The organism is Pseudomonas sp. NIBRBAC000502773 (assembly GCF_006517195.1).
GTDB classification, from domain to species: domain Bacteria; phylum Pseudomonadota; class Gammaproteobacteria; order Pseudomonadales; family Pseudomonadaceae; genus Aquipseudomonas; species Aquipseudomonas marginalis.
Window position 1 is genome coordinate 3892589 of sequence record NZ_CP041189.1, and the last position, 22342, is coordinate 3914930.

Below are 22342 nucleotides of genomic sequence, written 5' to 3' on the forward strand. Positions count from 1 at the left end.
CTAGGCGGCGCTCACCCTGTGCTAATATCGCGCCCCTGTTCATTTTGTATGTGGGTTGCTCCATGAAGTTGTCCATGCCGCGATTCGATCAAGCCCCTGTCTTGGTGGTCGGCGATGTCATGCTCGACCGTTACTGGCATGGCGGTACCTCACGGATTTCCCCTGAGGCGCCGGTACCGGTAGTCAAGGTCGAGCAAATCGAAGACCGTCCAGGTGGCGCTGCCAACGTTGCCCTCAATATTGCCGCCCTCGGCGCCCCGGCCTCCCTGGTCGGTGTGACCGGCGACGACGAAGCCGCCGACAGCCTGGCCAACAGCCTGCGCGGCGCCGGCGTGCGCGCGCTGTTCCAGCGCATTGCCCATCAGCCGACCATCGTCAAGTTGCGGGTGATGAGCCGTCACCAGCAATTGCTGCGTATCGATTTCGAAGAACCCTTCGCCACCGACGCCCTGGCCCTCAGTGGCCAGGTCGACGCGTTGCTCGAAGGTATCAAGGTGCTGGTGTTGTCTGACTACGGCAAAGGCGCCCTGAAGAACCACCAGGAACTGATCCAGGCCGCCAAGGCGCGGAACATTCCGGTACTGGCCGATCCCAAGGGCAAGGACTTCTCGATTTATCGAGGCGCCAGCCTGATCACGCCGAACCTCAGCGAGTTCGAAGCCATCGTCGGCGGTTGCGCCGATGAGCACGACCTGGTGAGCAAAGGCGCGGCACTCATGGCCGACCTTGACCTCGGCGCCTTGCTGGTGACCCGAGGCGAGCACGGCATGACCCTGCTGCGTCCCGGTCACCCGGCGATGCACCTGCCGGCGCGTGCCCGTGAAGTGTTTGACGTCACCGGTGCCGGTGACACCGTGATTTCCACCCTGGCGGCCTCCATTGCGGCCGGCGAAGAGTTGCCCCACGCCGTGGCCCTGGCCAACCTGGCGGCGGGCATTGTGGTCGGCAAGCTGGGGACGGCCGCGATCAGCGCGCCTGAACTGCGCCGTGCGATCCAGCGCTCCGAAGGTTCGGAACGTGGTGTGCTGAGCATCGAGCAATTGCTGCTGGCGATTGACGATGCCCGTGCCCACAACGAAAGCATTGTGTTCACCAATGGCTGTTTCGACATCCTCCACGCCGGCCATGTGACCTACCTGGAGCAGGCTCGCGCCCAAGGTGATCGCCTGATCGTCGCGGTCAACGATGATGCGTCGGTCAGCCGCCTGAAAGGCCCTGGCCGGCCGATCAACAGCGTCGACCGACGCATGGCGGTATTGGCCGGGTTGGGCGCGGTGGACTGGGTGATCAGCTTCCCTGAAGCCACCCCGGAAAACCTGCTGGCCCAGGTCAAGCCGGACGTGCTGGTCAAGGGCGGCGACTACTCCGTCGACCAGGTGGTCGGGGCCGACATCGTCAGCGCCTACGGCGGCAAGGTCAAAGTGCTGGGCCTGGTTGAGAACAGCTCGACCACCGCCATTGTCGAGAAGATCCGCAACAATGATTAAGGCTGATCCGTTGGTACTGATCACCGGTGGCGCGGGCTTTATTGGCTCGCACCTCGTCGATGCGCTGCTTGCCAAGGGCTATGCGGTGCGTGTGCTGGATAACCTGTCCACGGGCAAGCGCAGCAACCTGCCGCTGGACAACCCGCGGGTCGAACTGCTTGAGGGGGATGTCGCCGACGCCGGGATGGTGGCGCGTGCCGCTGTCGGTGCGACGGCGGTGGTGCACCTGGCGGCGGTCGCTTCGGTGCAGGCCTCGGTGGATGACCCGGTCAGCACGCACCAGAGCAATTTCGTCGGTACCCTGAATGTCTGCGAAGCCATGCGCAAAGCCGGTGTGAAGCGGGTGGTATTCGCTTCTAGCGCGGCGGTGTATGGCAACAACGGCGAAGGCGCTTCCATTGACGAAGAGACCACCAAGGCGCCGTTGACGCCCTATGCCTCGGACAAGTTGGCCGGCGAGCATTACTTCGACTTCTACCGGCGGCAGCATGGCCTGGAACCGGTGATTTTCCGCTTCTTCAATATCTTCGGCCCGCGCCAGGATCCGTCATCGCCGTACTCCGGCGTGATCAGCATCTTCAGTGAACGGGCTCAGCAAGGCCTGCCGATTGCCGTGTTCGGCGATGGCGAGCAGACCCGCGACTTCATGTACGTGGAAGACCTGGTGGACGTGCTGGTGCAGGCCATCGAAGCCCCGGACGCGCCGTTGGGGGCGATCAACGTCGGCTGGAACCGCACGACTACCCTCAAGCAGGTGCTGCAGGCGCTGGAAGAGGCCATTGGTACGTTGCCTGCCGTGACTTACGGCCCGGCACGCTCGGGAGACATTCGCCATTCGCGGGCAAATAACCAGCGTTTGCTGGCCAGCTTCAAGCTGCCTGAGCCGACCCCGTTGACGGTTGGCCTGGCGCGGTTGCTCAAGGGCTGATCCAGCAGAAACCAGCCCTCAGCGGCTGGTTTTTTTCTTTGGCACGATCTTGCGCAGCATTTGGCGCGCCTTGCCGGTCAAGCGCTTCAATTTCGATTCTTTCTCAGGCTCTGCCAGGCCTTGCTGCCGCAGCCAATCCTTCCAGCGAATGCGTTCGTCGCGCACCAGCCAACCTTCCTGCTGGGCGAAGCTTTCCGCCAGGTACAGACCGCGGGTGCTGGCGGGGTAGAGCTGGTCTTTCTTGACGGTGTAGAGCTCGGCGAGCGGTTGGCCGTCTTTCAATGGCATCAGGTACAGGTCCGGGCGCTGGCGGTCCAGGCGTGCCACCAGCTGGTCGCCTTCAAGCCGCTCATCCACATGGAACAGGCTCAGGGATTTGGCTTCCTTCGGCACTTCCAGGCGCAAGTCATAAATCAGTTGCAGCGACGCGGTCGGCACATGCACATAGGCCCGCGGGCGCTCGATCAGTTGGGTGGTTGCGCAGCGCACCGGGCGTGCAGCGCCTGACAAAGGGCTCAAGCGAAACGGCAAGGCTTCGCGGTAATGCAGCGCGGCCGAGTAGGGGGCCGGCAACCAGGTGTCGTTGAAGCGCCCGCCGAGCCAGCCTTCCGGGGTCTCCAACAGGCACTCCTCGGCAATCTCCTGGATGGCGGTGTGCAGCGGCAGGTTCAGTTCATGGGCGGGCACGTAGCCGGAGATCAGCTTGAGCACCACATCGCCACGGTCCTGGCGACGCTGGCGCACCAATACCCAGTAATCCTTGTTTTGCCAGTGCAGGGTCAGGCGCACCGATACGCCGAGGTTGGCCAGTTCCAGGGCGAAGCGTTCGGCATCCGGCACCTCTACCGGCTTGCGCCGTTGCAGGGTCTGGGCGAAGTTGAGCGGCATACCCACGCTCTGGTAGCTCAGGCCTTCCGGGGTGGCTTCGACGTGCAGCGGCAGTGTCTTGAAGTTGCTGGGGTTTTTTCTTATGAGCGTTCGCGGCATGTCGGCTCCTTCTTGCGACGGGGTCGGCCGCGTCGGCGGCATCAGAGTTGACGAATGACCTTGGCAGCGGTCGCCACGTTATGGGCCAGGTGCAGCGGATTGATGGTCCCGACAATAGCACTGGCGACGCCCGTTTGCGCAAACAACAGCATGAAACTGGCGTGTATTGGATCCATTCCCGGTTCCAGGCAGACGTGGCCGCTGGCCAGCGCCTTTTTGACCAGGATGCCCTTGCCATGGGCCGCCGCATACTCAATGACGGCTTTTTCCGCCTGTTCGTTCAGATTGTAGGTGACCATCGCGCAATCCCCTTGTTCCAGAGCCTTCACGCCACCTTCGACGGTTTTGCCGGAGAAGCCGAAACCGCGAATCTTGCCCTCTTGTTTCAACTGCGCGAGGGTCTGGTACACCTCACAGTCGTTGAGGATGTGCAGGTCGTTGCCATCGGAGTGCACCAGCACCAGATCGATAAAATCCGTTTCAAGTCGTTTCAAGCTGCGCTCGATCGACATCCGTGTATGGGCAGCGCTGAAATCATGGCGGGACAGGCCTGCTTCGAACTCCTCGCCGACCTTGCTGACAATCACCCAGTCCTGGCGCTGGCCGCGCAGCAGTGGCCCCAGGCGTTCTTCACTGCGCCCGTATGCGGGTGCGGTATCGATCAGGTTGATGCCCAGCTGGCGGGCCTGGCGCAGCAACATCCGTGCTTCGTCGTCATCGGGAATGGTAAAGCCGTTGGGGTATTTCACACCCTGGTCGCGGCCCAGCTTGACGGTGCCGAGGCCGAGCGGCGATACCAGCAGGCCGGTGCTGCCCAAGGGGCGGTGCAGGTCGTGTAGGGTCGGCAGGCTCATGGCAACAGTTGCTCCCAGGCTGGTACGCCGATGGCGGGTTTTGGCAGGTCGGGCAAAGGCTCGGATGCGCTTGGGCGGATGCCGTCGCGTTCGAGGCTGTTGAGCACGCGATCGGCGAAATCCGGCGCCAGCGCCAGCTTGGTCGGCCAGCCCACCAGCAGGCGGCCCTCTTCGGCGACGAAGGCGTTGTCAGGCCGGCTCAGGCCCGATTGCAGGGGCTCTGCGCGGTCGACCCGCAGCGTGGCCCAGCGGGTCTGGCTCATATCGATCCAGGGCAGCAGGTGCGCCAGCTCTTTCTGGGCGGTGGCGATCTGCTCTTCGGGCGCGCGTGCCACGCCGTCGGCCTCGGCAATGTCGCCGCCCATGTACCACACCCAATTGCCATCGGCAGCCGGGTGCGTGGTGACGGTGATACGCGGCTTGGTACCGCCGCCCAAGCAGTGGGCGTACAGCGGCTTCAGGCCTGGGCCCTTGGCGATGATCATATGCAAAGGGCGTTTCTGCATGGCCGGCTGGCTCAGGCCCAGGGCGGCCAGCAGCTCAGCGGTACCGCCGCCGGCGCTCAGGACGATGCGCTGGGCGCGGATTTCGCGGTCATCGACCTTCAGGCCCACCAGGGTGTCGCCTTCGCGCAGTGGTTCGATGCGCTGCCCGGCGAGCAAGCCGTCACCGGCCAGTTGCGCCAGGCGTTCGATCACGCTGGGTACGTCCACCACCAGTTCGGCCAGGCGATAGACCTTGCCCTTGAAGCCACGGTCTTGCAGGGCCGGCGGCAGGTCGTCGCCCTTGACCTGATCGACACGGCCGCGCACGGCCTTGCTGGCAAAAAAGCTGGTGAGGTTGCCGGCGATCGTGCCTGGGGACCACAGGTAATGGGCTTGCGAGAGCACGCGCACGCCGGACAGGTCCAGCTCGCCGTCACCGGCCAGGGCTTCGCGCCAGCGGCGCGGCATATCGGCAATCGCTTCGGAGGCGCCGGTGAGGGCGCCGTGCAGGGCGTATTTGGCACCGCCGTGGATAATCCCCTGGGATTTCACGCTTTGCCCGCCACCTAATGTGGCGTTTTCCACCAGCACCGTGGAAAACCCCTGGCGGCGCAGGCGCGCATTCAGCCAGAGGCCGGCAACTCCGGCGCCGACAATCAGGACGTCGGTGGAAATAACGGATGGCATGGGCGACCTCATTTCAAAACAAGGCCGCAAGTATACATCCCGCACCATGCACACCGTAGGCGCTGTCGCGCTTTAGCGAGGCGGCGAGTCCTGGATGCAATGGAGGCTCAAGTGAACACTCAATGCCCGGCAGTTTTCGAAAACAGCTGGATGACCACCACGCCCAGCACAATCAGGCCCATCCCCAGCATCGCCGGCACATCGAGCTTCTGCCCATAGATAAACAGCGCGGCAATGCTCACCATCACGATGCCCATCCCGGCCCATACCGCATAGGCCACGCCGACGGGCACGGTACGCACCACCAGGGTCAGCATCCAGAACGCCACGCCATAGCCGACGATCACCAGCAACAGCGGGATGGGAGTACTCCAGCCCTTGATGGCTTTCATGGAAACGGTAGCGATCACTTCCGAGCAGATGGCAATAGCCAGGTAGCAGTAGGCGGCGTTCATGGGTGAGTCCTCGGTGTAAAGCAATCTGATAAGGCCGGCATTCTAGAGTTTTATCAGATGGGGTAAAGTCATTACCTATCCGAAATTAAGATGGGTTGTGGGGTGAGCATGCAATGGAACCTGGAGCAGATGCGTTTGTTTGTCAGCGTCGCCGAGCAGCGTTCGTTTTCAGCGGTGGCGCGCGGGCAGCGCAAGGCGCAATCGGCAGTCAGCAACGCAATTGCGATGCTGGAGACGGACCTTGGCGTGAGTCTGTTCGAGCGTAGCAGCGGCCGCCAGCCCAGCCTGACCGAAGCCGGTAGTGTGTTGCTGGAGGAGGCCCGCGAAGTGCTGCGCCAATGTGAGCGCCTGAATGGCCGGGCACTGTCACTGACCCGCGGTGAAGAAGCCTGCCTGCGCCTGGCCCAGGATGAAGCCATGTTGTTCCAGCCGGTACTCGACAGCCTTGAGGCGCTGGCGGGGCAGTACCCGTTGCTGGAAGTGCAACTGTCCAGCGCCGCCCAGGGCGATGTGGCGCGCAAGTTGGTGGAGCGCAAGGCCGACCTGGGCCTGTTGTTCTATCACGATCAGATCCCCGAAGCCCTGGAGCGGCGGGTGGTGGGCAGTGTGGAGATGGTCACGGTGTGCGGCGTGAACCACCCGCTGGCCAAGGAGTCGTACGTGACCTGCCAGCACCTGGCCCAGTTTCGCCAGTTGTTGATGTCGACCCAGACCAGCGTCTACCCCGGCAGCGAAGCAGCCAGCCCGCTGGTGTGGCGTGCCGACAGCTTCTACGTACTGGCCGAGTGGCTTATGAGCGGCCTGGGCTGGGCGTGGCTGCCACGGCATATCGTGCAGTACCCGACCTATCAGCAGCAGATGGTTGAGTTGGACTGCGAATGGACACCACCGGCCTTGGTGGTGGAGCTGGTCTGGCGGCGCGACGAGCACCTGGGCCCCGCCGCGCGCTTTCTCGCCAAACGTTTTGCCGAGTGCTTGCAGGCGATCGACTGAAAAAGCCGATAAACTCCGCCGCCATGAATAGAACTCTCTACAGCTGTCTGTTTTACCTGGCGCTGCCGTTGGTGGCCTTACGTCTCTGGTTGCGTGCACGCAAGGCGCCGGCCTATGCCCGGCGCGTCGGCGAGCGGTTTTCCTATGGCTTGCCGGTGATGCAACCGGGCGGGATCTGGGTGCACGCGGTGTCGGTGGGCGAAAGCATTGCCGCGGCGCCGATGATCCGCGGTTTGTTGGCGCGTTATCCACAGCTGCCGGTCACCGTCACCTGCATGACGCCCACCGGTTCCGAGCGCATCCAGGCGTTGTTCGCCAACGAGCCGCGCATTCAGCATTGCTACCTGCCTTACGATTTGCCCTGTGCAGCCAGGCGTTTTCTCGATCGTGTACAGCCCCGGCTGGCGGTGATCATGGAGACCGAGTTGTGGCCCAACCATATCCACGCCTGTGCCCGGCGCGGTATTCCGGTGGCTTTGGCCAATGCGCGGCTGTCGGCGCGTTCGGCCAAGGGCTATGCGCGTTTCGCCAGGCTGACGGCGCCGATGCTATCGGAAATGAGCCTGTTCGCGGTACAGACCGAGACCGAAGCCCAGCGTTTCCTGAGCCTGGGCGCACGCCCGGAAACCGTCGAAGTCACCGGTTCGATCAAGTTCGACCTGACCATCGACCCCGAGCTGCCTCTGCGCGCCGCCGCCCTGCGCGAACAGTGGGGCGCCGCTGAGCGCCCGGTATGGATCGCTGCCAGCACCCACGAAGGCGAAGATGAAGTGGTGCTGGCGGCCCATCGGCAACTGCTCGAGAGCTATCCCAACGCGCTGCTGATCCTGGTGCCGCGTCATCAGGAGCGCTTCGGCCCGATGTTCGAGTTGTGCGCGCAACAAGGGTTTGCCACGGTGCGTCGCTCCAGCGGCGAGCCGGTGACCGCGCAAACCTCGGTACTGCTCGGCGATACCATGGGCGAGCTGTTGTTTCTCTATGCCCTGGCCGACAGCGCCTTTGTCGGTGGCAGCCTGGTCGCGACCGGCGGGCACAACCCGCTGGAACCGGCGGCGCTGGCCAAACCGGTGATCATGGGACCTCATGTGTTCAACTTCCTCGAAATCAGCGCGATGATGCGCGAAGCGGGGGCGTTGCGAGAGGTGGAGGACGCAGAAGGGCTGGCTGAGGCCGTACGCCAGCTGTTCGAACTGCCGCAGGATGCACGCCGGATGGCGCAGGCGGGGCTCAAGGTGATGCAGGCTAACCAGGGCGCGCTTAAGCGTCTGCTGGATGGTTTGGATAGACTGATAGCTCACTGACTTAACACCGTTATCAATATGGGAGGGAACAAGCCACCTCCCATATTGGTTTTGTGGTGCGCTCAGTAGCCCGGGCGAGCCTTGAGCTGCTCGGCGGCCGCCTTGGCCAGGTCCGGCGGCAGGAAGTCGCGATCCGGGTTGTAGTCGGCCTTGAGGTAGCGCGTCAGGTCCTGCAGGTCCCCTGGGTTCAAGGTGCCCGCCGCCTGTTTCAGGCGCAGGTTGTCGAGGATGTAGTCATAGCGGCTGTTGTTGTAGTTGCGCACCGACGCGTAGAGCTGGCGCTGTGAGTCCAGCACGTCGACGATATTGCGCGTACCCACCTGGTAACCGATTTCCGTGGCTTCTACGGCGCTCTGGTTGGAGATGATCGACTGGCGGCGCGCCTGGACCTGTTCCACGTCGGTGTTTACCGCGCGGTGCAGGTTGCGCGTGTTTTCCACCACCTGGCGACGCAGGCCTTCGCGTTGCTGCTCGGTCTGGCCCAGGCGCGAATACGACTCCCGCACCTGCGAGCTGGTCAGGCCGCCGCTGTAGATCGGGATGTTCAGGCGCAGGCCGATGGTGCGCTGCTCCACATCGCCACGGTAGGGCGTGCCGAAGGCATTCGGGTTGCTGAAGCCGAGGGCGTCGTTGTCACCTTTTTCATACTGTGCGACGGCGTCCAGGGTCGGCGCGTGGCCGGCCTTGCGCTGCTTGAGGGTTTCCTCGGCGGCCGTGACGGCGTAGTTGCTGGCCAGTAGGTTCAGGTTCTGGCGGCCGGCGGTCTCGACCCAGGCCTTGGCGTCGTTGGGCAGCGGCGGCAACACCGGCAGCGTGTGGACAATGCCCTGGATCGAGTTGTACTGGCGGTTGGTCAGGGTAATCAGCGCTTCAAAGGCATCGTCCACCTGGCGCTGGGCCAGGATCCGGTTGGCCCGTGCAGTGTCATAGCTGGCCTGGGATTGCAGCACATCGGTCTTGTCCGACAGGCCCACGTCGAAGCGCTCGTTGGATTGATCCAGCTGGCGCTTGAAGGCATTTTCCTCGGCCTTGGTCGAGGCGAGGTTGTCCTGGGCGCGCAACACCGCGAAGTAGCTCTCGGCGCTTTGCAGGATCAGGTTCTGTTCGGTGGCCGAGAGTTGCAGCGCCGCCTGTTCGTTGGTGGCTTCGGCGGCTTGCAGCTGGAACCAGCGATCGGCGCGGAACAGCGGCTGGCTCAGGGTCGCGCGCCAGGAGTGGGCATCGCGGTTGGCGGTGGCGGCGGGCGTGTCGATCTGGGTGCGCACGTTATTGATGTCGGCACCGCCCGACAGGTTCGGCAGCAACCCCGCGCGGGCCTGGGGCACGACTTCTTTCTGCGCGCCGTATTGGGCGCGGGCGGCAGCGAGGTCGGCGTTGTTATCCACCGCTTCCTGATAGACGCTGACCAGGTCGGTTTTGGCGGACAAGGGCGCTTCAGCTGCCCAGACCATTCCGTTGGTCGCACAAGACACGGCGAGAGCCAGTGAGAGTTTGCGCAGCATGAGGCGATCCCTAGTGTGAATATTACGGCGATAATTTAACGCCCAAGGCTAAGACGGGCCATTCCTGGCGTCAAGCATTGTGGCGGCAATCGAGTGTAGTGGCGCTGACTCGGCGCAACAATCCCGCAATCACGCCATTCATCACGCTGAATGCACCGTTATTGGCAATTTGCCCACGGCATGGTCTAGACTGGCCGAGTTCTTGTCGGGGTGCCTTGTTGGAAGGCTGAGATCGGTAAATACCGGATCCCGTTGAACCTGATCAGGTTAACGCCTGCGTAGGGAACAAGATTTCTCGTCCCCCGGCGAGTCCTCTTGTGCTTCGTCCGGGATGTTGTTCGACCTTCGAACAACCCTCGTGCACCAAGCACAGCACTGGTTTCAGTGCATCCGTCCGTCACAGGTTCGCTCCGACAAAAAATCCACCGCCTGGATAGTTGGAGAGCCCGTGATGAGCACAGAAATAAAAAGTACAAAACTGAAAAACACCGTGCACTTGAGTGAATCGGCCAAGGTCGACTCCGGCTCCGTGCAGCCGTTTACCCGCTCGCAAAAAATCTACGTGCAGGGCACTCGCCCGGACATTCGCGTACCCATGCGCGAAGTCAGCCTGGACGTGACCCCCACCGACTTCGGCGGCGAAATCAATGCGCCCGTGGTGGTCTATGACACCTCCGGCCCGTACACCGACCCGAATGTGATCATCGACGTGCGCAAAGGCCTGGGCGATGTACGCTCGCCGTGGATCGAAGCGCGTGGCGACACCGAGCGCCTGTCGGGCTTGAGTTCGCACTTTGGCCAACAGCGCCTGAGCGATGCCGAGCTGACCGCGCTGCGTTTCGCCCATGTGAAGAACCCACGCCGCGCCAAGGCCGGGGCCAACGTCACCCAGATGCACTACGCGCGCAAAGGCATCATCACCGCCGAGATGGAATACGTCGCCATCCGCGAAAACATGAAGCTGGAAGAGGCCCGTGCCAGTGGCCTGCTCGACCAGCAACACGCCGGCCACAGCTTCGGCGCCAGCGTGCCGAAAATCATCACTCCCGAATTCGTGCGTGAAGAAATCGCCCGTGGCCGCGCGATCATCCCGGCCAACATCAACCACACCGAACTGGAACCGATGATCATCGGCCGTAACTTCCTGGTGAAGATCAACGGCAACATCGGCAACAGCGCCCTGGGTTCGTCCATCGAAGAAGAAGTGGCGAAACTCACCTGGGGCATTCGCTGGGGCTCGGACACCGTGATGGACCTGTCCACCGGCAAGCACATCCACGAAACCCGTGAGTGGATCATCCGCAACTCGCCGGTGCCGATCGGTACCGTGCCGATCTACCAGGCCCTGGAAAAAGTCGGCGGCGCCGCCGAAGACCTGACCTGGGAGCTGTTCCGCGACACCCTGATCGAACAGGCCGAGCAGGGCGTCGATTACTTCACCATCCACGCCGGCGTGCTGCTGCGCTACGTGCCGCTGACCGCCAAGCGCGTCACCGGCATCGTGTCCCGTGGCGGTTCGATCATGGCCAAGTGGTGCCTGGCGCACCACAAAGAGAACTTCACCTACACGCATTTCGACGAAATCTGCGAAATCATGAAGGCCTATGACGTCAGCTTCTCCCTCGGCGACGGCCTGCGCCCGGGCTCGATTGCCGACGCCAACGACGCCGCGCAGTTCGGCGAACTGGAAACCCTTGGCGAGCTGACCAAGATCGCCTGGAAGCACGACGTGCAAACCATGATCGAAGGCCCCGGCCACGTGCCGATGCAGTTGATCAAGGAGAACATGGACAAGCAGCTGGAATGCTGCGACGAAGCGCCGTTCTACACCCTCGGCCCACTGACCACCGACATCGCGCCGGGCTATGACCACATCACCTCCGGCATCGGTGCGGCGATGATCGGCTGGTTCGGTTGCGCCATGCTCTGCTACGTCACGCCCAAGGAGCACCTGGGCCTGCCGAACAAGGATGACGTGAAGACCGGGATCATCACCTACAAGATCGCCGCCCATGCGGCGGACTTGGCCAAGGGGCATCCGGGCGCGCAGATCCGCGATAACGCCTTGAGCAAGGCGCGCTTCGAGTTCCGCTGGGAAGACCAGTTCAACCTCGGCCTGGACCCGGACACCGCGCGTTCGTACCACGACGAAACCCTGCCGAAGGACTCAGCCAAGGTCGCGCACTTCTGCTCCATGTGCGGGCCGAAGTTCTGCTCGATGAAAATCACCCAGGAAGTGCGCGAGTACGCGGCCAACCAGCGCATTGACGCGGTGGATGTGGACGTCGCCAAGGGCTTGGCGGAGCAGGCGGAGCGGTTCAAGCAGGAAGGCAGTCAGTTGTACAAGAAGGTCTGATCCAGAGACGGCGGTGCCTGTACCGCCGTCATCGGGAGCAAACCCCCTCCCACCTTTGAATTGCGAACACATTCAAGTGTGGGAGGGGGCTTGTCGAGTCGTCGCACCGCCCCGATAGCAATCTTTCAAACAAAAAAATGCCCCTCAGAGATAACACCCTTGAGCATTCAACCCAGCACCTACTCCCCCGACATCGCGGTGCCTGCTGACAAGCGCGTCTTCGGCGCCCGCGACCTGTTCTCCCTGTGGTTCTCCCTCGGGATCGGCCTGATGGTCCTGCAGACCGGTGCCTTGCTCGCGCCGGGCCTGGGCTTGTCCGGTTCCTTGCTGGCGATTTTCCTCGGCACCCTGGTCGGCGTGCTGTTGCTGGCTGCCGTCGGCGTGATCGGCAGCGACACCGGCCTGTCCGCCATGGCCGCACTCAAGCTCAGCCTCGGTACCAAGGGCGCGAGCCTGCCGGCGTTGCTGAACCTGTTGCAACTGATCGGCTGGGGCTCGTTCGAGATCATTGTGATGCGCGATGCCGCCAGTCTGTTGGGCGTGCGCGCGTTCAGCGACGGCAGCCTGTTGGCCAGCCCGTTGCTGTGGACACTGTTCTTCGGTGGTTTGGCGACCTTGCTGGCGGTCAGCGGGCCATTGACGTTCGTACGCCAGATCCTGCGCAAATGGGGGATCTGGCTGCTGCTGGCGGCCTGCCTGTGGCTGACCTGGAACCTGTTCGCCAAGGCTGACCTCGGCGCACTCCGGGCTCGGGCCGGTGACGGTTCGATGCCCTTTGCGGTGGGCTTTGATATCGCCATCGCCATGCCGCTGTCGTGGTTGCCGCTGATTGCCGATTACTCCCGCTTCGGTAAGCGCGCCAAAAACGTGTTTGGCGGCACGGCGCTGGGCTTCTTTATCGGCAATTTCTGGCTGATGAGCCTGGGTGTGGCCTACACCCTGGCGTTTGCGCCCAGCGGTGAAGTGAATGCGCTGCTGCTGGCGCTGGCCGGGGCCGGCCTGGGGATTCCGCTGCTGCTGATCCTGTTGGACGAGTCGGAAAACGCCTTTGCCGATATTCACTCGGCGGCGGTGTCCAGTGGGATGTTGTTGCGCTTGAAGGTCGAGCACCTGGCCCTGGCCATTGGTGTGATCTGCACCCTGATCGCCTGTTTTGCCCCGTTGGCGCAATACCAGAACTTCCTGTTGCTGATCGGCTCAGTGTTTGCGCCGTTGTTCGGCGTGGTGCTGGTGGATCATTTCATCCTGCGCCGTCGTGGCCATGGCACGCTCGCCGGCCTGCGTTGGCCGGCTCTGTTGGCCTGGCTGGGTGGCATCGGCACGTATCACCTGTTGGCCAACCTGTACCCGGACATCGGCGCAACCCTGCCGGCGCTGGTGTTGGCAGGGTTGTTGCAGTTCATCCTCGGACGGGCCTTCAGCGGCGCGCGGGCACCAGCTCAGGCTTGAGGATGCCTTCCAGGCGCGAGTAGGGGATCTGCAACTCGACATGGCCCAGGGCGTACGGCGCGATGGTGCTGGTGGGGTACTTGAGGATCACGCCCCCGTAGGTCAGCGCCACGTTCGGGGTTTTCTGGAACGGGTAGGTTTTCACGAACTCCGGTTCCAGGCTCAGGCGGGTGCTGATCAGCCAGCTGTTGTGCGCCACCTGGGCGGCTTTCCAGAACGCGTCTTCCTTGCCTGGCAGCAGCATATCGCTCAGCCACAGGGCCTTTTGCTGCTGGCGCGAATAGTTGATGAACGCGCGGCCAGGCTCGCCGTGGGTGGCGCCCTGGTCCAGGTAGCTGGACAGCTCGATGATTACCAAACCGTCATGCTGCTCGCGTACCTTGGCCTGCAAGTACATGCTGTTGCGTGGGGCGGCGGTGCCGAGGAATTGCTCGCGATAAGACTCAAGGCTCGACGGCAGCGGGTCGCCCGCGTTGGTACGGGTCATTTCCAGCAGGCGTTGTTCGATCAAGGCATCCAGCTTGGGTTCCTTGGCAAAGTGCACGGTGTCGATATTCACCAGCGGGCAATCACTGGCGGCGCAGCCCGGCTTGCTCTGCTCGCTGGCGTCGCGGGTGGCTTCCAGCGGCGTGCGGTAGCTGGGTTGGAACAGGCTTTGGCAGGCGCCGAGGGTCAGGGCGATGCAGGCCACGGAGGCGATTTTTAAAAGCGACATGGATGTCCTTCGTCTATCGATAAGAGCGAAATTGTGCAGCTTCGACTACCAGCAAGGCAGTCAGTTCGCCACTAAGCTGATTGAGCGTGAGTTTGACCTCCTCCGTCTGGCCCGGCAACCGCAAAGGGGCTGCACCAAGGGGCACGAGCGCGTTAGGATGGCGCGAAATGCATGGGACATGATGAGGAAGGATATGACGGACATTGCGAAATCGACGCCGAGTACGATCGAGATTGTTCAGCGCGACAATGCCTACAAGGGCTTCTACCAGCTCGATCGCGTGCAGCTGCGCCACGAAAAGTTCGCTGGCGGCATGAGCCGAGTGATCAATCGCGAAGTCTTCGTCCGTCACGACGCCGTGTGTGTTCTGCCCTACGATCCGCAGCGTGATGAAGTGGTGCTCAACGAGCAGTTTCGCGTGGGGGCCATGGGCCGTACCGACAACCCATGGTTGATCGAGATGGTCGCCGGCCTGATCGACAGGGATGAGCAGCCCGAGGAGGTTGCACACCGCGAGGCCGAGGAGGAAGCTGGGCTGACGTTCTCCGCACTGTGGCCGATCACCAAGTATTTCCCGTCGCCCGGTGGCAGTAGCGAATTTGTCCACTTGTACCTGGGTCGCTGCGACAGCTCGGGGGCCGGTGGTGTCCATGGACTGGAAGAAGAGGCAGAAGACATCCGCGTCTCGGTCTGGGCTTTTGAAGACGCCCTGCAGGCCGTGCGCGACGGTAGGATTTCCAACGCAGCCAGCATTATCGCCCTGCAATGGCTTGCGCTTAATCGCGCGGAAGTGAGGGGGTTATGGCAGTAAAGGCACGGGAACGTTATCGAGTCGACCTGATCGGGCTGCAAGCCGCCTGCGAGGCCAACTATGCGCGGCTGATGCGCCTGTTGCCCGACATGCGCCACACCCCGGAGGCGCGCCGCATCGGCGTGACCCATGGCGACCAGATGCTGGGCGTGCTGGCCCTGGAGGTCATCGTCAATTGCCCGTACACCACCACCCTGCGGGTGCGCCAGGAACACAGCCTGCCGTGGCTGCCGGTGCCGCAGCTGGAAGTGCAGGTGTACCACGATGCGCGGATGGCCGAAGTGATCAGCGCCGAACATGCGCGGCGCTTTCGCAGCATCTATCCTTACCCGAATGTGTTCATGCACCAGCCCGATGAGAAAGCACAGCTCAATGTGTTCCTCGGTGAATGGTTGAGCCATTGCCTGGCCCTGGGCCATGAGTTCGAAGTCGTGCGGTAGATGTGAACTGCGTCTGCTTCCTGGGTTTCCTCTTTGTATCCTGCCCCAGCATAATCGCCCTACCTCCATTTTCCTGTGATTGCCCTGGGAGAGCGCCTTGCCGAGCGTATCCACCGTGAACCCCGATGCGCCGGCGTTGCTGGTGCAATTGTCCGACAGCCACCTGTTTGCCGAGGCCGACGGCACGCTGCTGGGCATGAACACCCGCGAGAGCCTGCAGCGGGTGGTTGAGTTGGTGCGCCGGCAGCAGCCGCACATCGACCTGATGCTGGCCACTGGGGATCTGTCCCAGGACGGCACGCTGGAGTCATACCAGCAGTTTCGCGCTCTGACCGCGGCTATCGGCGCTCCCATGCGCTGGATTCCCGGCAACCACGACGAGCCGCAGATCATGGCCCACGCCGCGGTACACAGTGACTTGCTCGAGCCGGTGGTGGATGTCGGCAACTGGCGCGTTACCCTGCTGGACTCCGCCGTTCCCGGTTCCGTGCCCGGCTACCTGCAGGACCAGCAACTGCAACTGTTGGCCCAAGCGCTCAGCGAGGCGCCGAGCCGGCACCATCTGGTGTGCTTCCATCATCACCCCGTGCCCATCGGCTGTGCCTGGATGGAACCGATCGGCCTGCGCAACCCCGACGCCCTGTTTGCCGTGCTCGACCGCTTCCCCCAGGTCAAGGCCGTGCTCTGGGGCCATGTGCACCAGGAGATCGACCGCGAGCGCAACGGCGTGCGCCTGCTGGCTTCGCCGTCCACCTGCATCCAGTTCGCGCCCGGCAGTGAGGATTTCAGCGTCAGCGAGCAAGCGCCGGGTTATCGCTGGTTGCGTCTGCATGCCGACGGACGGCTGGAAACCGGGGTAGAGCGCCTGGTCGGCTTCGCGTTTACGGTGGATTACGGTAGCAACGGCTACTGAGATTTACCTGTAAACTGCGCCTCTTTGGCTGAAGCACGGAGAGCCCGGCATGTCCGCTTCGATCCTGTATATCCACGGTTTCAACAGCGCGCCCGCGTCCAACAAGGCCTGCCAACTGGTGACCGTGATGGATGCCCTCGGCCTGGCCGACCAACTGCGTGTGCCGGCCCTGCATCACCATCCACGTCAGGCAATTCCTCAATTGGAGGAGGCCATTGCCCAGCTGGGGCGGCCGCTGCTGGTCGGCAGCTCGCTCGGCGGCTACTATGCAACCCATCTTGCCGAGCGCCATGGCCTCAAGGCACTGCTGGTCAACCCGGCGGTCAGCCCCCATCGGATGTTCGACGGTTACCTGGGCACCCAGAAGAACCTCTACACCGATGAAACCTGGGAACTGACCCACGACCATGTCACGGCGCTGGCCGAGCTGGAAGTACCGGCACCCCAGGACGCCGCGCGTTACCAGGTGTGGTTGCAGACCGGCGATGAAACACTGGATTATCGCCTCGCCCAAGGGTATTACCGTGCCTGTGCCTTGCGCATCCAGGCCGGTGGCGACCATGGTTACCAGGGGTTCGCCCGGCAATTGCCGGCGCTGTTGAGTTTTGCCGGCATTGGCGCAGATCAGTATCAATCCTTCGACTTTGCAGCACTGTAAAGCCGCAGGTCACTTTTTAATCGAACGACTCACGACGAGACCCCATGGCCACTCCCAGCGCTAGCTCTTATAACGCCGACGCCATCGAAGTCCTCTCGGGCCTCGACCCGGTGCGCAAACGCCCCGGCATGTACACCGACACCAGTCGGCCGAACCACCTTGCCCAGGAAGTCATCGATAACAGCGTCGACGAAGCCTTGGCCGGGCACGCCAAGTCGGTGCACGTCATTCTTCACGCCGACCACTCCCTGGAAGTGTCCGACGATGGTCGCGGCATGCCGGTGGACATTCACCCGGAAGAGGGCGTGTCGGGCGTCGAGCTGATCCTCACCAAGCTGCACGCCGGCGGCAAGTTCTCCAACAAGAACTACCAGTTCTCCGGTGGCTTGCACGGTGTGGGTATTTCCGTGGTCAACGCCCTGTCCACGCTGGTGCGGGTCAAGGTCAAGCGCGACGGCAACGAGTACGAGATGACCTTCGCCGATGGCTATAAAGCCACCGACCTGCAGGTCATCGGTACCGTCGGCAAGCGCAACACCGGCACCAGCGTGTACTTCGCGCCGGACCCTAAGTATTTCGATTCGCCGAAATTCTCCGTCAGCCGCCTCAAACACGTGCTCAAGGCCAAGGCCGTATTGTGCCCGGGCCTGCTGGTGACCTTTGAAGACAAAGGCACTGGCGAGAAAGTCGAGTGGCATTACGAAGACGGCCTGCGCTCCTACCTGGAAGATTCCGTCAGCGATTTCGAGCGCCTGCCCAATGAGCCGTTCTGCGGCAGCCTGGCCGGCAACAAGGAAGCCGTCGACTGGGCGCTGCTGTGGTTGCCCGAAGGCGGCGACAGCGTGCAGGAAAGCTACGTCAACCTGATCCCCACCGCCCAGGGCGGCACCCACGTCAACGGCCTGCGCCAGGGCCTGCTGGATGCCATGCGCGAATTCTGTGAATACCGCAGCCTGCTGCCCCGTGGCGTGAAGCTGGCGCCGGAAGACGTGTGGGAGCGCATTGCGTTCGTGCTGTCGATGAAAATGCAGGAGCCGCAGTTCTCCGGCCAGACCAAGGAGCGCCTGTCGTCCCGCGAAGCGGCGGCGTTTGTCTCCGGTGTGGTCAAGGATGCCTTCAGCCTGTGGCTCAACGAGCACCCGGAGCTGGGCCTGGCCCTGGCGGAACTGGCGATCAACAACGCCGGCCGTCGCCTCAAGGCCAGCAAGAAGGTCGAGCGCAAGCGTATTACCCAGGGCCCGGCATTGCCGGGCAAGCTGGCCGATTGCGCCGGGCAGGACCCGATGCGCTCCGAGCTGTTCCTGGTCGAAGGTGACTCCGCCGGTGGTTCCGCCAAGCAAGCGCGGGACAAGGAGTTCCAGGCGATCCTGCCGTTGCGCGGCAAGATCCTCAATACCTGGGAAGTCGATGGCAGCGAAGTCCTTGCCAGTCAGGAAGTGCACAACATTGCCGTGGCCATCGGCGTCGACCCAGGCGCAGCCGACATGAGCCAGCTGCGCTACGGCAAGATCTGCATCCTCGCCGACGCCGACTCCGACGGCCTGCATATCGCGACCCTGCTGTGCGCGTTGTTCGTACAGCACTTCCGTCCGTTGGTGGATGCCGGTCACGTCTACGTCGCCATGCCGCCGCTGTACCGGATCGACCTGGGCAAGGAAATTTTCTACGCCCTGGACGAAGCCGAGCGCGATGGCATTCTCGACCGCCTGGTGGCCGAGAAGAAGCGTGGCAAGCCGCAGGTCACCCGATTCAAGGGCCTGGGTGAAATGAACCCGCCGCAACTGCGTGAGACCACCATGGACCCCAACACCCGGCGCCTGGTGCAGTTGACCCTGGAAGACTTCGCCGCCACCTCGGAAATGATGGACATGCTGCTGGCGAAGAAACGCGCGCCGGACCGCAAGTCCTGGCTGGAATCCAAGGGCAACCTCGCTGAGGTCCTGGGCTGATGCGCACAGGTTTCGCCCTGGCGATCCTGATGTTGAGCGGGCTGGCGGCCACTTCGGTAGTTGCCGCGCCCGTGGCTGAGCTCAAGCTGGTGTCCGAACACCCGGTGGACGGCATGCGCGGCGGGAACCTCTCGGGCCTGGCGCTGTGTGGCAAGGAGCTGTGGACGGTTTCCGACCGCGATGACGACCAGATCTACCGTCTCGATACCCGTACGCCGACCTGGCAAGCCGAAGCGGTAAGCATCGATGTGCCGCCGGTGCCGGAATCCGGGTTGCCCTGGGGGCTGCGTTCGCGCACCAAGGCTGCGTCGTTCATTCGCGGCGGCGACCTGGATTTCGAAGGCATCACCTGCGATGCCGTCGGCAATCGCTACATTGTCAGCGAAGCCCATGCGGCGGTGCTGCAAGTGCCGGTGAGCGGTGCGCCTGAATGGTTGAAGATCGCCCCGGGCATGGTGCGTGAAGCCCGGGCCAGTGGCATGTTGCTGCACTTCAATGCGTTGTTCGAAGGCCTGGCAATCAACCCCGAGGGCAATCAGCTCTGGCTGGCTGCGGAGCGTGAGCGGCGCGGCCTCATCTCCATCAAGCGCCCGCAAAGCCTGTGGGATTGCGACGGCCCTTGCGTGTTGCTGAGCGAGGCCGGCCAGGAGATGCAGCCGGCCAAGTTCGTCGGTGCCAAGGCGGTGTCCAAGGATTTCGCCGATCTGTCACTGTTCAACGGCAAGCTGTTTACCCTGGAGCGCAATGCGTTCCAGATCTGCCGGCGCGATACGGTTACGGCCAAGGTCGAGCTGTGCTGGTCGTTCGCCGACGAAACCCTGACGCCCGAGCGGCGTTACGCCCAGCCCTATGGCCTGGCCGAAGCCCTGGTGGTGGACGCAGACGGTGCCTGGCTGGGCATCGACAATAATTTCGGCCCCCGCGCCGATGGTGAAAAACGCCCCATGGTCTATCGTTTCGCCGCCCCCGCCGGCGGCTGGAGCGCCCAGCCATGAGCCGCTACTTTTTTGAATCGATCCGGCGCGGCGGCATTTCCGCTGCGCCTTACCAAACAATGATGAGGCCCGCATGAGTGACATCCTCGCAGACAGCTTAGATGGCGTAGAACGCCGGTCGCTGGCTGACTTCACCGAAAATGCCTACCTCAACTACTCCATGTACGTGATCATGGACCGTGCCTTGCCGCATATCGGCGACGGCCTCAAGCCCGTACAGCGGCGCATCATCTACGCCATGAGTGAGTTGGGCCTGGACGCCGATTCCAAGCACAAGAAGTCGGCGCGTACCGTCGGTGACGTGCTCGGTAAGTTCCACCCCCACGGCGATTCGGCGTGCTACGAAGCCATGGTGCTGATGGCCCAGCCGTTCAGCTACCGCTACACCCTCGTCGACGGCCAGGGTAACTGGGGTGCGCCGGATGATCCCAAGTCGTTTGCGGCCATGCGTTACACCGAGGCGCGCCTGTCGCGCTATTCGGAAGTGTTGCTCAGCGAACTGGGCCAGGGTACCGCGAACTGGGGGCCGAACTTTGACGGTACTCTCGACGAGCCCCTGGTGTTGCCCGCACGTTTGCCGAATATCCTGCTCAATGGCACCACCGGTATCGCGGTCGGCATGGCCACCGACGTACCTCCGCATAACCTGCGCGAAGTCGCCACCGCCTGCGTACGCTTGCTGGATGAGCCCAAGGCCACGGTCGAGCAGTTGTGCGAGCATATCCAGGGCCCGGATTACCCGACCGAAGCCGAAATCATCACGCCGCGCGCCGACCTGCTGAAGATGTACGAAACCGGCAAGGGCTCAGTGCGCATGCGTGCCGTGTATCACATCGAAGACGGCGACATTATCGTCACCGCTCTGCCGCACCAGGTGTCCGGTGCCAAGGTGCTGGAACAGATTGCCGCGCTGATGCAGGCCAAGCCATCGAAATTGCCCCAGGTCGCTGACTTGCGTGACGAGTCCGATCACGAAAACCCCTGCCGCATCGTGATCATCCCGACCAACAGCCGGGTCGACCACGAAGTGCTGATGCAGCATCTGTTTGCCAGCACGGACCTGGAGTCCAGCTACCGCGTCAACGTCAACATCATCGGCCTGGACGGCAAGCCGCAGTTGAAGAACCTGCGCAACCTGCTGGTCGAGTGGCTGGAGTTCCGGATACAAACCGTACGCCGCCGCCTGCAGTTCCGCCTCGACAAGGTCGAACGGCGCCTGCACCTGTTGGACGGCTTGCTGATTGCCTACCTCAACCTGGATGAAGTGATCCACATCATCCGTACCGCCGAGCACCCGAAAGCCGAGCTGATCGCGCGCTTCGAGCTGAGCGAGATCCAGGCCGACTACATCCTCGACACGCGCTTGCGTCAGTTGGCACGCCTGGAAGAGATGAAGCTGCGCGACGAGCAAGACGCACTGCTCAAGGAGCAAGCCAAGCTGCAAGCCCTGCTGGGCAGCGAAGCCAAGCTGAAGAAGCTGGTGCGCACCGAGTTGATCAAGGACGCCGAGACCTATGGCGACGACCGCCGTTCGCCAATCGTGCAACGTGCCGAAGCCAAGGCGCTGACAGAGACCGAACTGCTGCCGAACGAGAAAATTACCGTCGTTCTGTCGGAAAAGGGTTGGGTTCGTTCAGCCAAAGGGCATGATATTGACGCCACTGGCCTGTCGTACAAGGCCGGTGATGGCTTCAAAACTGCTGCAGCCGGGCGTTCCAACCAGTTTGCGGTGTTTATTGACTCCACCGGGCGCAGTTATTCGGTGCCGGCCCATACCTTGCCATCGGCGCGGGGGCAGGGCGAGCCGTTGACCGGTCGCCTGACGCCGCCACCTGGGGCGAATTTTGAATGTGTGCTGCTGCCGGATGACGAGTCGCTGTACGTGATCGCTTCCGACGCGGGCTACGGGTTCGTGGTCAAGGGTGAAGACCTGCAGGCCAAGAACAAGGCGGGCAAGGCATTGTTGAGCCTGCCGAACAACGCCAAGGTCATCCTGCCGCGTCCGGTGGAAGACCGCGAAGGCAACTGGCTGGCGTCGGTGACCACCGAAGGGCGCTTGCTGGTGTTCAAGATCAGCGATCTGCCGCAGTTGGGCAAAGGCAAGGGCAACAAGATTATTGGTATTCCCGGCGAGCGGGTGGCCAGTCGCGAAGAGTACGTGACCGACATCGCGGTGATCCCGGAAGGTGCCACCCTGGTGCTCCAGGCCGGCAAACGCACGTTGTCCTTGCGTCCTGACGACCTCGAGCACTACAAGGGCGAGCGTGGTCGTCGCGGTAATAAACTGCCCCGCGGCTTCCAGCGTGTGGATGCTTTGCTGGTGGAGACGCCGGTTTAAGGCGTATTAGAGCCCTCGATCTACGATTTAAAGCGTAGA

Annotated in this window: 19 protein-coding genes and 1 riboswitch; of the genes, 13 read left to right on the forward strand and 6 right to left on the reverse strand. The window is 62.9% G+C overall.

Annotated elements, in window-relative coordinates; translation table 11 throughout:
- The first annotated feature begins 62 nt into the window (after nucleotides 1-62).
- A complete protein-coding gene (gene hldE, locus NIBR502773_RS17870; RefSeq protein ID WP_141156588.1) occupies nucleotides 63-1487 on the forward strand; it encodes a bifunctional D-glycero-beta-D-manno-heptose-7-phosphate kinase/D-glycero-beta-D-manno-heptose 1-phosphate adenylyltransferase HldE in 1425 nt (474 codons plus the stop codon).
- Entirely contained in the window at nucleotides 1480-2415 is a 936-nt protein-coding gene (locus NIBR502773_RS17875; RefSeq protein WP_141156589.1) for an NAD-dependent epimerase/dehydratase family protein, read from the forward strand. Before hldE ends, NIBR502773_RS17875 begins: the two co-directional genes overlap by 8 nt.
- Before the next feature lie 18 nt (nucleotides 2416-2433).
- On the opposite strand, the gene NIBR502773_RS17880 is transcribed toward NIBR502773_RS17875, so the two are convergent.
- The 4 genes from NIBR502773_RS17880 to NIBR502773_RS17895 all read right to left on the reverse strand — a co-directional run bounded on the left by NIBR502773_RS17880 (nucleotide 2434) and on the right by NIBR502773_RS17895 (nucleotide 5883).
- Entirely contained in the window at nucleotides 2434-3402 is a 969-nt protein-coding gene (locus NIBR502773_RS17880) for a hypothetical protein (protein WP_027604930.1), read from the reverse strand.
- Between the two features lie 41 nt (nucleotides 3403-3443).
- Nucleotides 3444-4256, reverse strand: a complete 813-nt coding sequence (locus NIBR502773_RS17885) for an aldo/keto reductase (RefSeq protein WP_141156590.1) — start codon at nucleotides 4254-4256, stop codon at nucleotides 3444-3446.
- Nucleotides 4253-5428, reverse strand: coding sequence for an FAD-binding oxidoreductase (locus NIBR502773_RS17890; protein ID WP_141156591.1), 1176 nt, complete (start codon nucleotides 5426-5428; stop codon nucleotides 4253-4255). Before NIBR502773_RS17890 ends, NIBR502773_RS17885 begins: the two co-directional genes overlap by 4 nt.
- 119 nt (nucleotides 5429-5547) lie before the next feature.
- A complete protein-coding gene (locus tag NIBR502773_RS17895) occupies nucleotides 5548-5883 on the reverse strand; it encodes a multidrug efflux SMR transporter (protein ID WP_027604927.1) in 336 nt (111 codons plus the stop codon).
- Between the two features lie 102 nt (nucleotides 5884-5985).
- Here NIBR502773_RS17895 and NIBR502773_RS17900 point away from each other — a divergent pair, with 102 nt between their 5' ends.
- Together NIBR502773_RS17900 and waaA are read left to right on the forward strand one after the other, a co-directional pair.
- A complete protein-coding gene (locus tag NIBR502773_RS17900; RefSeq protein ID WP_115486415.1) occupies nucleotides 5986-6876 on the forward strand; it encodes a LysR family transcriptional regulator in 891 nt (296 codons plus the stop codon).
- A 23-nt stretch (nucleotides 6877-6899) separates the two neighbouring features.
- Nucleotides 6900-8177, forward strand: coding sequence for a lipid IV(A) 3-deoxy-D-manno-octulosonic acid transferase (waaA, locus tag NIBR502773_RS17905; protein ID WP_141156592.1), 1278 nt, complete (start codon nucleotides 6900-6902; stop codon nucleotides 8175-8177).
- A 62-nt stretch (nucleotides 8178-8239) separates the two neighbouring features.
- Here waaA and NIBR502773_RS17910 read toward each other — a convergent pair whose 3' ends face one another.
- Complete coding sequence (locus NIBR502773_RS17910; protein WP_027604924.1) at nucleotides 8240-9679, reverse strand: TolC family outer membrane protein; 1440 nt, start codon at nucleotides 9677-9679, stop codon at nucleotides 8240-8242.
- 196 nt (nucleotides 9680-9875) lie between these two features.
- A riboswitch (TPP riboswitch) is annotated at nucleotides 9876-9981 on the forward strand.
- A 149-nt stretch (nucleotides 9982-10130) separates the two neighbouring features.
- Between NIBR502773_RS17910 and thiC the strand changes: the two genes are divergently transcribed.
- Nucleotides 10131-12035, forward strand: a complete 1905-nt coding sequence (gene thiC / locus NIBR502773_RS17915; RefSeq protein WP_065925644.1) for a phosphomethylpyrimidine synthase ThiC — start codon at nucleotides 10131-10133, stop codon at nucleotides 12033-12035.
- Nucleotides 12036-12194: 159 nt separating this feature from the next.
- A complete protein-coding gene (gene cytX, locus NIBR502773_RS17920) occupies nucleotides 12195-13484 on the forward strand; it encodes a putative hydroxymethylpyrimidine transporter CytX (protein WP_141156593.1) in 1290 nt (429 codons plus the stop codon).
- Here the strand turns inward: cytX and NIBR502773_RS17925 are convergent.
- Nucleotides 13453-14199, reverse strand: a complete 747-nt coding sequence (locus NIBR502773_RS17925) for an RsiV family protein (RefSeq protein ID WP_027604921.1) — start codon at nucleotides 14197-14199, stop codon at nucleotides 13453-13455. The two genes, cytX and NIBR502773_RS17925, sit on opposite strands and share 32 nt — an antisense overlap.
- A gap of 193 nt (nucleotides 14200-14392) precedes the next feature.
- On the opposite strand from NIBR502773_RS17925, the gene NIBR502773_RS17930 reads away from it, so the two are divergent.
- The 7 genes from NIBR502773_RS17930 (at nucleotide 14393) to parC (ending at nucleotide 22303) form a co-directional block, all read left to right on the forward strand.
- A complete protein-coding gene (locus NIBR502773_RS17930) occupies nucleotides 14393-15010 on the forward strand; it encodes an NUDIX domain-containing protein (RefSeq protein ID WP_065940984.1) in 618 nt (205 codons plus the stop codon).
- Nucleotides 15001-15450 carry a DUF1249 domain-containing protein gene (locus NIBR502773_RS17935; RefSeq protein WP_017526444.1) on the forward strand — a complete coding sequence of 150 codons (450 nt, stop codon included), beginning with the start codon at nucleotides 15001-15003 and terminating at the stop codon, nucleotides 15448-15450. Before NIBR502773_RS17930 ends, NIBR502773_RS17935 begins: the two co-directional genes overlap by 10 nt.
- Nucleotides 15451-15547: 97 nt before the next feature.
- A complete protein-coding gene (cpdA, locus tag NIBR502773_RS17940) occupies nucleotides 15548-16363 on the forward strand; it encodes a 3',5'-cyclic-AMP phosphodiesterase (RefSeq protein ID WP_141156594.1) in 816 nt (271 codons plus the stop codon).
- 49 nt (nucleotides 16364-16412) lie between these two features.
- Complete coding sequence (locus NIBR502773_RS17945; RefSeq protein ID WP_092359380.1) at nucleotides 16413-17021, forward strand: YqiA/YcfP family alpha/beta fold hydrolase; 609 nt, start codon at nucleotides 16413-16415, stop codon at nucleotides 17019-17021.
- 44 nt (nucleotides 17022-17065) lie between these two features.
- Nucleotides 17066-18970, forward strand: coding sequence for a DNA topoisomerase IV subunit B (parE, locus tag NIBR502773_RS17950; protein ID WP_141156595.1), 1905 nt, complete (start codon nucleotides 17066-17068; stop codon nucleotides 18968-18970).
- Nucleotides 18970-19965 (forward strand): esterase-like activity of phytase family protein, encoded by a 996-nt coding sequence (locus tag NIBR502773_RS17955; RefSeq protein ID WP_115486409.1) that lies wholly within the window; start codon nucleotides 18970-18972, stop codon nucleotides 19963-19965. The genes parE and NIBR502773_RS17955 overlap by 1 nt, the downstream gene beginning before the upstream one ends.
- Before the next feature lie 73 nt (nucleotides 19966-20038).
- The gene (parC, locus tag NIBR502773_RS17960) at nucleotides 20039-22303 is read left to right on the forward strand and encodes a DNA topoisomerase IV subunit A (protein WP_141156596.1); all 2265 of its coding nucleotides are present in this window, start codon (nucleotides 20039-20041) and stop codon (nucleotides 22301-22303) included.
- Nucleotides 22304-22342: the final 39 nt, after the last annotated feature.

Coding starts and splice junctions, on each gene's coding strand:
- NIBR502773_RS17895 (WP_027604927.1), bottom strand. CDS start 5,883: ATGAACGCCGCCTACTGCTACCTGGCTATTGCCATCTGCTCGGAAGTG.
- hldE (WP_141156588.1), top strand. CDS start 63: ATGAAGTTGTCCATGCCGCGATTCGATCAAGCCCCTGTCTTGGTGGTC.
- NIBR502773_RS17875 (WP_141156589.1), top strand. CDS start 1,480: ATGATTAAGGCTGATCCGTTGGTACTGATCACCGGTGGCGCGGGCTTT.
- NIBR502773_RS17935 (WP_017526444.1), top strand. CDS start 15,001: ATGGCAGTAAAGGCACGGGAACGTTATCGAGTCGACCTGATCGGGCTG.
- NIBR502773_RS17910 (WP_027604924.1), bottom strand. CDS start 9,679: ATGCTGCGCAAACTCTCACTGGCTCTCGCCGTGTCTTGTGCGACCAAC.
- NIBR502773_RS17955 (WP_115486409.1), top strand. CDS start 18,970: ATGCGCACAGGTTTCGCCCTGGCGATCCTGATGTTGAGCGGGCTGGCG.
- waaA (WP_141156592.1), top strand. CDS start 6,900: ATGAATAGAACTCTCTACAGCTGTCTGTTTTACCTGGCGCTGCCGTTG.
- parE (WP_141156595.1), top strand. CDS start 17,066: ATGGCCACTCCCAGCGCTAGCTCTTATAACGCCGACGCCATCGAAGTC.
- NIBR502773_RS17925 (WP_027604921.1), bottom strand. CDS start 14,199: ATGTCGCTTTTAAAAATCGCCTCCGTGGCCTGCATCGCCCTGACCCTC.
- NIBR502773_RS17945 (WP_092359380.1), top strand. CDS start 16,413: ATGTCCGCTTCGATCCTGTATATCCACGGTTTCAACAGCGCGCCCGCG.
- NIBR502773_RS17880 (WP_027604930.1), bottom strand. CDS start 3,402: ATGCCGCGAACGCTCATAAGAAAAAACCCCAGCAACTTCAAGACACTG.
- NIBR502773_RS17890 (WP_141156591.1), bottom strand. CDS start 5,428: ATGCCATCCGTTATTTCCACCGACGTCCTGATTGTCGGCGCCGGAGTT.
- NIBR502773_RS17930 (WP_065940984.1), top strand. CDS start 14,393: ATGACGGACATTGCGAAATCGACGCCGAGTACGATCGAGATTGTTCAG.
- thiC (WP_065925644.1), top strand. CDS start 10,131: ATGAGCACAGAAATAAAAAGTACAAAACTGAAAAACACCGTGCACTTG.
- parC (WP_141156596.1), top strand. CDS start 20,039: ATGAGTGACATCCTCGCAGACAGCTTAGATGGCGTAGAACGCCGGTCG.
- NIBR502773_RS17885 (WP_141156590.1), bottom strand. CDS start 4,256: ATGAGCCTGCCGACCCTACACGACCTGCACCGCCCCTTGGGCAGCACC.